Raw genomic sequence first — 1,128 nt, 5'->3', positions numbered from 1 at the left:
GCTGGCTCGCGTTGGGCGCCGTCGCGCGTCGTCGGCACGCTCGCGATGGCTCCGGGCCCGTCGCAGTTCGGTCGGGCGTGGGGCTTCGCGGCGGCCTTCGTCTTCGCCGTCTGCGCGGTCGTCGCCGCGCAGGTCTACAACTGAGCGAGGGAGTGCCTCCGACGGTGACTCCGAGGGGTTCTCGAGCCCCCGTGTCCGCACGCGGTGTGTCGGCGAACGGGCCCTCGACGAGAAACCGTTAAGGATGTCAGTCGCCTACCCGTCGGCGATGAGCGAGTACACCGAGGAGGAACAGCGGATCCTCGCGTACCTCACCGACAGCGTCACCCGCGGCGAGCGGTACGTCCGCTCGAAGACGATAGCCGACGCCATCGGTCTCACCGCCAAGCAGGTGGGGTCGCGCCTGCCGCGGCTGGCCGAGAAGTCCGACGACGTCGACATCGAGAAGTGGGGACGGGCCCGCTCGACCACCTGGCGCGTGACGCCGCAGGGGTGACCTCGCGCCGCCGACGCCGTCGGGGAAGTTGGCTTGACTCGGAGGGTCGGATCGACTCGTGTACTTTTAACACCCACTGCCCCAACCCTCGCGCATGACCGTCCGAGTCTCCCGAACGTTCGAGTTCGACGCTCCCGCCGCGGACGTGTGGGCGTTCATCTCGGACGCGGAGAAGCGCGCAGGGGCGATCAGCGTGGTCGACACGTACGATCTCCACGGCGACGGGCGCGCGACGTGGCACGTGGCGCTGCCGGTTCCGATGATCCGGTCGACCATCTCGGTCGAGACGGAGGAGGTCGAACGCGACCCGCCGAACCGGGTGAAGTTCGTCGGGAGATCGCGGGCGTTCCGCGTCACCGGCGAGCACACGATCGAGGAGACGGACGGCGGCTGTCGGCTCGCCAACGAGTTCGTGGTCGACGGCCGGCTCCCGGGCGTCGAGGCGTTCTTCGAGCGCAACTTCGACGCGGAACTGGACAACCTGGAGGCCGCCCTCCGCGAGTCGCTGGGAACGACCGCCTGAACCATGCAGGTCGCTTGCGTCCAGCTCGACGTCGAGGGCGGCGCCGTCGCGGCGAACGTCGACCGCGCGGTCGACCGGATCCGCGCGGCCGCGGCCGACGGGGCGGACC

Annotated in this window: 2 protein-coding genes and 1 pseudogene; all 3 read left to right on the top strand. The window is 70.2% G+C overall.

The window, feature by feature from the left end:
* Nucleotides 1-268 precede the first annotated feature (268 nt).
* Nucleotides 269-496, top strand: coding sequence for a hypothetical protein (locus GJ633_RS16830; RefSeq protein ID WP_007998354.1), 228 nt, complete (start codon nt 269-271; stop codon nt 494-496).
* Between the two features lie 94 nt (nt 497-590).
* Complete coding sequence (locus GJ633_RS16825; protein ID WP_156589665.1) at nt 591-1,019, top strand: CoxG family protein; 429 nt, start codon at nt 591-593, stop codon at nt 1,017-1,019.
* A 3-nt stretch (nt 1,020-1,022) separates the two neighbouring features.
* Nucleotides 1,023-1,128 (top strand): annotated as a pseudogene (locus tag GJ633_RS18340) (carbon-nitrogen family hydrolase); the annotation flags it as partial.

Source organism: Halorubrum sp. CBA1125, from assembly GCF_009742825.1.
In the GTDB taxonomy this organism is placed as follows: domain Archaea; phylum Halobacteriota; class Halobacteria; order Halobacteriales; family Haloferacaceae; genus Halorubrum.
The sequence above is the reverse complement of the archived record's forward strand: the minus strand, read 5'-3'. Positions and strand labels throughout refer to the sequence as shown.